Raw genomic sequence first — 6,528 nt, 5'->3', positions numbered from 1 at the left:
GGAACCACCTGATCCCTTGCCGAACTCAGCAGTGAAACCGCTCAGCGCCGATGGTAGTGTGGGGTCTCCCCATGTGAGAGTAGGTCATCGTCAGGCATCTATTCGAAAAAATCCCCCGGATACGTCCGGGGGATTTTTTTTCGTCGAGCGACGAGCACGCTGCGCTCGGGCCGCGAGCAGTGCTGTGGCACCAGGCAGCTCAAGGCCCGCAATATTCAGAGCAACCCCAGCCATCAGCGATGGCTGGGGTTGTTGCGTTTCTGGAGGTTGGCACAGCCCTCAGCGGTGTCACCATGCTGCTCGAAGCTCACTTTTTCCCCTGCTTTCGACAGGCGCTAGGGGTCATGCCGTAGGCCTTGCGAAAGGCGGTGGCAAAGTTTGCAGCGCTGTTGTAGCCGGCAATGGCGGCGGCGCTTTCGATACTGATGGACTCGTGGGTAAGGGCGTCATGGGCACGTCGGAGCCTTCTCTGTCGCAGGTGCTCTCCTAGTGGGGCACCGCATTTCCGATGATATCGGCGCTGTAGCTGACGCAAGCTCATGCCGAGGCGCTGGGCGAGCTGTGATTGGCTCAACTGGCCGGCTTCTCCACTGTTGATCAAGTACTCCAGTCTCTGTGTCCAGTCCTGTGAGGGGAAGCTAGTGTGGGTGACGGGGGAGTCGATGGCGGCGAGTGATTCACTGATCAGGTTGAGCGCCACAGCCTCAAGATCAAGCAGTCGCAGAGAAGTGGCTGTGGATGAGATATCCAGGGACTCGAGTTTGTGGACAAGGCTCTGGGAGGGTTGCCAGTACTCTATCCTGATCGGCAGCTCAGGAAATTGCTGGCCTAGCGGAGCACCGAAGAGCCCGAGTGCCGAGCTGTGGCCGAGGCGGCGCAATAGCCAGGCTGGAGTTGCGGTCAGTACCACGCTGTATTCGATGCCACCCTTGATGCCCTGACGCTGAAAGATTGCAGGATGATCCAGGGCTGCAACCATGGCCTTGAAGCGGCTGTTCTGGCCAAGCATCAAGGACTGCCCCGCCAGGCTGATGCGAGCCTCTCCCTTCCATACCATCGCTACTTTCAAGCCTGGTGACAGCAGGGCTTCACTATGAAGGCCGACACGATCGCGTATTCGATTGATGCGCAGGAAAAGCCCCGGTTGTACCTCGTGTTGGTACATGTGACCCAATAGCGGGGCCTGGCCGAGAGGCTGCATGGTGGTGGAGCAGCGATGATCCTGGGTAAGTACACTGGCCAGTGAACGAATGTCACTGAGGCCCACCAGAGGCGAGTTGTTGAAGACTCCCACTTTGCATGTCCTGATTGAGCCGGATCGGCATTTCTGCCGTGTCCGCAAATATGACTGGTAGCCGGGCAAAGGTAATGCCGGTTGCAGGATGTAACAATGCCCATCATAAATAAGAAATGCAACTCGTTATCATTAAGCTTATTGGCGGGCAAAGGGAATCATGAAGCAGAACAAGGGGTGGGTACTTCAATCGCTGTGCGCTGGAAGTGTACTGACGCTGTCGACAGGAGTGTCGGCTCAGGAGGGGGTGACAGCCGAGGTGGATCTTGGCACCGAGCGCGTCGTCGGAGTGCGGCTTTATGACATGCTGCCTAGCGAGGCGACGGGGGGCTATTCCGTCGATGCGGTTACAGTAGGTACCAAGGTGCCGGCGGCGCTGCGGGATATTCCGCAGTCGGTCAGTGTGGTGACTCATGAGGCCATCAAGGACCAGAATTTCAGCACTCTTGATCAGTTGGCTCGTCATACGCCAGGTGTGCGCACGCTTAGCAACGACAGTGGACGTTCATCGATTTTCGCTCGCGGCTACGAGTACGATGCCTACAGCATTGATGGCTTGCCAGCACCGATGGCCAGTATCAATGGCACCTTGCCCTCGCTGGCGGCCTTTGATCGAGTCGAGATCATGCGTGGCCCTTCGGGGCTGTTCAACAGCACCAGTGAGATGGGGGGTATCGTCAACTTAGTCCGCAAGCGTCCCACGGACAGTTTTCAGGGTGAGTTGACCGGTAGTGTCGGTACTGAACATGATTATCGCGCAGGGATCGATGTTTCCGGTCCTCTCGATAGCCAGGGACGTATACGTGGCCGACTGGTCGCCGAGCAGACCCAGCAGCCGGAGTGGGTCGATGATAACGAAAATGAGCAGACCGACCTCTATGCGGCACTGGACATCGACCTCACCGACGCTACCGAGCTGTCGCTCGGGTTCATCCATAATGCCCGGGATATTGTCGTCAACAATGGGCAGCCGCTCGACAGTAACGGCAATCTGCTCTATGGCCACCGTGAGGATTTCTATGGTGCTGACTGGAACAACTTCGACAGCGAGTCGTATGACGTCATTGCCGAGCTGACGCATCGCTTCACCAATGGTGGTTATGGGCGCCTTGCAGCACGTTACAGTGATCGTGATGCGGATATGAACTATGCCTTCGGTGGCAGTGCCCTGGATGAGGAAGGTCGGCTTGGTGTTGCCGGATTTGGTAGTGTCGTCGATGAACAGGCGTTGTCACTGGATGCCAGTTATACCCAGGCCTTTGATGCTTTCGGCAACGCCAACGAGTTTGTCGTGGGGGTCGATTACAAGGACTATGACACCGATAGCCAGCAAGGACGTGCGCGCGGATTGACCTCCAGTCCGGTGATGAAGGGCGAGCTCAATGACCTGAGCTATGTGGACATTCTCTCTTCTGCTGAAGCAGGGGTACCGGGTTTCCGTTTCAGTGATTATCAGTCACAGCTTGAGGAAACCGGCGCCTATGGCAAGGTAATATTGCGTCCTCTCGAGTCGCTGGCTCTGATTGCCGGTGCCCGTGTCAGTCATTTCGATGTGCACTACAACGATAGGGCAGGGAACAGCCAGGCATCCATGGATGACACGGCTGTCACTCCCTATGCGGGCCTGGTCTATGATCTGGACTGGAATCACTCGCTGTATGGCAGTTACTCCAAAGTGTTCAAACCTCAGACTCAGATCGATGCCAGTGGTAATCTCATTGATCCGCGCGAAGGTGATCAATACGAGCTGGGCATCAAGGGCGTTTACCTGGATGGTGACCTGAATGCTCGTATCAGTGCTTTTAGCCTGACTGACAGTCATCGCGCTGCATCGTCCTCGGACCCTGGTGCCGACTACTACATCGATAGCGGTGAGGTCGAGGTTACTGGCGCCGAACTGGAAGTGATTGGCAGCATCACGCCCCAGTGGGATCTAATCTTCGGTTACACCTACATGGATATCGAAGTGAAGAAAGAGACGCCTGATGACATCACTTTCTCGTTGATGCCGGAAAATCAGGTCAATCTGTGGACCAAGTATTCCTTCGAAGGCGGTGCTCTGGATGGTTTGCATGTCGGTGGTGGCATGACGGCGGTCAGCGACTTCAGTACCAGCAGTGGTATCGAAGCGCCAGGTTATGCGGTGTTTGATGCCATGCTTGGTTATGACTTCACTCGCCAGTTGAGTGGCCAGCTCAACGTCTACAACATTTTCGATCGTGACTACTACACCCGTGTCGGTGCTGCCAACACCTTCAACTTCCCTGGGGCCCCCGCCAGTGCCGTTGCCACATTGCGTTATGACTTCTGAAGATACGCTGGATCAGCGTTTACTACCCTCAGGACTTTTTATTACAGCGCTAGGGATCGTGCTGATGACTATGATGACTCCAGCTAATGGACAGGGCGTGGCTTCCTCGGAGCCTGAAGCCGTTGTTCTTCCGCACAGCGAAGCCTTCGACTTGGAGAGCAGTAGCAAGCCGGGCAGGACCTACCACATTGAAGTAGCGTTGCCTTCCGCGCCGGCACCAAAAGAAGGTTATTCGGTACTTTATGTACTGGATGGGAACGCACGTTTCCCTCTGCTGCGGGAAGCCCGTGAGACGCTGATTCGGGATGGACCGAGTGGCAATGCTCTACCGTTGTTGATTGTAGGCATTGGTTATCCTGGAGTGGAGCGCTTCGCCCTTGAGCAGCGAGCTCTCGACTACACTCCTCCTGGGGACGGTATTGGTGACGGCCAAGGTGGGGCCAAGGATTTCCTGCGCTTCATCATGGATACCCTGCAACCGGCAATTGCCGAGCGTTATGCGGTAAACGATGAACGTACGGCCTTGCTGGGTCACTCATATGGCGCCTTGTTCGCCCTTCATGTGCTGCAGACTTGTCCAGAGTGTTTCCGTGATTACATCGCCATCAGCCCTTCTTTATGGTGGAATCAGGGCCAACTGCTCACGGAGTTTGGCCAGCTTGCTCAGGACGCAACATGGTGCGAAGCGCTGCGTGGGCATCGTCTGCTGTTGGGTGTCGGAGGTGATGAACAGAAGCCCCGGCCTGACGAGGATGAAATCCTCTCCAAGCTGCGCGAGCAACGGGCGATGGTCGACAACACCATCGCGCTTGGTCAGTTGCTCGACGCGCAATGTTCACTGCTGACCCATGAACAGGTGGTGTTTGCAGGAGAAGACCATGGCAGTGTGATGTGGCCCGCCGCTCGTCAGGTCATGAAGTTCCTGACAACTGGCGAATGAAGGCGTCGATAGCTGCTTTTCGCTCACGTACTGTTGCCCGGGCTTTTTGCTGCTCATCTTCGAGCTGGGCAATGCGATTCTCCTGGTTTTCCAGCATATTGAGATAGCGTTGCCCTAATTCGCTGTCAGGTGGCACTGCCGCGAGGTTGTCACGAACACGAGCCTGGCTGCTTTCGGAACGCTTGATCTGGGCAGTGATTTCATCTGCCTCTCGCTGAGCTTGGCTGACCTGCCGTTTCAGCTCAGCAAGATCGGACAGGTGCTTGGCTGTATCGGCATCCACCGCATTGCCCGACCAGGCAAAGAGGCTGCCAGCGTCAGTATCTGACAAGGAAATGACTTCCGTGTCACGTCGTTCCTGGGTGGCCACAACATCACGCTCACGTCCTGCTTCGACATTCACGCGTAACCGATAATGTGTCGGTGTGGTGATGTCGAGTTCTGGTGAGGAGAAATCCCAACCGTCCTGGCGAGGATGCTCGATAATGACGGTACGAGGCGCGTCTTCAGCCCCTTTGATGGTATAGGTCGTGACTCTGCGTGATGTGTGGATAGCATGCAAGGTATCGTCAACGATGGAGACCTGGGTCTGTTCTTCGGGGGTGTTCATGGTGCTGATCTCAACCTTGGAGTCAGCAGCAAAACTGACCATGCGGCTCTCACCATCGGGCAGCTCTCTGAGCTGGGCATCACCAATATAACCATTGTCTCGATCATAGACGGTCAGGATGCCGGCGGGCAGGCTGGTACCGGTATCGTTGACCAGTTGCAGGCTCGCGATAGGGTGGGTACCACCCGCTTCTGGCTGGAACACGGAAACCTGTTGAGCGGGTATTTCGCCGTCGATAAAGGGCACGGCCAGGGTCTGGCCTGAGGCAAGATCGATAGGGTGAGGAAGGCGGTAATTGGCTTGGGTTGCCCCTTCACTGGTGTCGGCCTTTTGGCTCGAACCTGCGATGGAGCGGGGCGAAGGTGCAGCCTCGGCAACCACCATATCCGCTGCCATCCTTGTTTGAGAAAAGCGTTGTAGCTGGGGGTGGCCTGCACCTATAGCGACTTGCTTGGCGTCGTCCGGTTCTGGGGCCGCTGAGGCGCCGATCATCACCGGGATCTCTTCACGCTGGTGCCAGTAGCGTTGATGTAAGCGCTGAGTGAGTGTCACAGGGGCGCCAGAAGACAGCGTCAGTGAGATGTCATCCCAATCTTCGCCACTGGCGTTTTCGATCACCCCCCAGGCTTGCAGTCTGGCCTGGGAGCCCTGTTCATCCATGACCAGGCGATAGGCGCTTTTCCAGACCGGGGCTGATACGACATAAGAGAGTGTGACCTCGCGCTCGCTGTCGCCGGCAAGAGCGATGGTAATTTCGCGTACCTGGTCAGTATTTCCTCTTCCACTGGCCCGGGCGGCATCGGCGATTCGTTCGCGCATGGTAGCGTCGAGGATCTCGATGGTAGCATCGGTGCCCAGCCGCATGACTTCCATTTGCCCATCTTCATTCATCAGCGACAGCACAGGTTCACTGACAAGCTGACCATCCTGAACGGCCATTGGCCGCTCGGTCACGCCCAGAACCGTCCCCTGCAGGGTACGCCCCTGGGAACTGGCGCGAATCTGTACGCCTTGAAGCGTGGCCACCAGTTCAGGCAAGGAGCTGAGCTGTTCAGCGTTGAAGGGTAGGCGGCGAAAGGTTTCTTCCACGGCAGCCAGGCCGTCCAGGCTCATGCCCTGGACACTCCCCTGTGGATCCTGCACCACCAGACTCTTGAGAATATCGTCGACCTGTTCCAGAGGGACTTCCAGATGTAGTTTGCTGTCGGCATTTACGCGAGTACTGCGCTGTATTTCGGCCAGGCCGCCGCGGGAGAGCGTGATGCTATCGATATGCGAATCGACAAGTGCATCTGCCGCCCATGCGGGCGGCAGTAGAACAGAGGCAGGTAAGGTCACTGTCATGATCGCAAGCGTCTTGCGCCAGTTGCCAC

At 56.7% G+C, this 6,528-nt stretch carries 4 protein-coding genes and 1 rRNA gene; 3 read left to right on the top strand and 2 right to left on the bottom strand.

The genetic code is table 11. The features are described 5' to 3' along the window. Positions 1 to 96: ribosomal RNA gene (rrf, locus tag Q1K07_RS19805) — 5S ribosomal RNA — on the top strand; the annotation flags it as partial. Positions 97 to 307: 211 nt separating this feature from the next. Here the strand turns inward: rrf and Q1K07_RS19800 are convergent. Then, positions 308 to 1,294, bottom strand: a complete 987-nt coding sequence (locus Q1K07_RS19800; RefSeq protein ID WP_300315198.1) for a helix-turn-helix domain-containing protein — start codon at positions 1,292 to 1,294, stop codon at positions 308 to 310. Between the two features lie 160 nt (positions 1,295 to 1,454). Between Q1K07_RS19800 and Q1K07_RS19795 the strand changes: the two genes are divergently transcribed. Continuing rightward, the gene (locus Q1K07_RS19795; protein ID WP_300315196.1) at positions 1,455 to 3,605 is read left to right on the top strand and encodes a TonB-dependent siderophore receptor; all 2,151 of its coding nucleotides are present in this window, start codon (positions 1,455 to 1,457) and stop codon (positions 3,603 to 3,605) included. Between the two features lie 64 nt (positions 3,606 to 3,669). Further along, entirely contained in the window at positions 3,670 to 4,545 is an 876-nt protein-coding gene (locus tag Q1K07_RS19790) for an alpha/beta hydrolase-fold protein (protein WP_300315194.1), read from the top strand. Here Q1K07_RS19790 and Q1K07_RS19785 read toward each other — a convergent pair. Next, positions 4,517 to 6,499: a DUF4139 domain-containing protein gene (locus Q1K07_RS19785; protein ID WP_300315192.1), complete on the bottom strand. Its 1,983-nt coding sequence runs from the start codon at positions 6,497 to 6,499 to the stop codon at positions 4,517 to 4,519. The two genes, Q1K07_RS19790 and Q1K07_RS19785, sit on opposite strands and share 29 nt — an antisense overlap. Positions 6,500 to 6,528: the final 29 nt, after the last annotated feature.

Origin of the sequence: Halomonas sp. (genome assembly GCF_029263665.1) — a bacterium.
Lineage (GTDB): Bacteria > Pseudomonadota > Gammaproteobacteria > Pseudomonadales > Halomonadaceae > Halomonas.
This window is presented reverse-complemented; position numbering and strand designations above follow the sequence as displayed.

Excerpts from the sequence above, each read along its gene's own strand:
- Q1K07_RS19790 (WP_300315194.1), top strand. The coding sequence starts at position 3,670 with ATGACTATGATGACTCCAGCTAATGGACAGGGCGTGGCTTCCTCGGAG.
- Q1K07_RS19795 (WP_300315196.1), top strand. The coding sequence starts at position 1,455 with ATGAAGCAGAACAAGGGGTGGGTACTTCAATCGCTGTGCGCTGGAAGT.
- Q1K07_RS19785 (WP_300315192.1), bottom strand. The coding sequence starts at position 6,499 with ATGACAGTGACCTTACCTGCCTCTGTTCTACTGCCGCCCGCATGGGCG.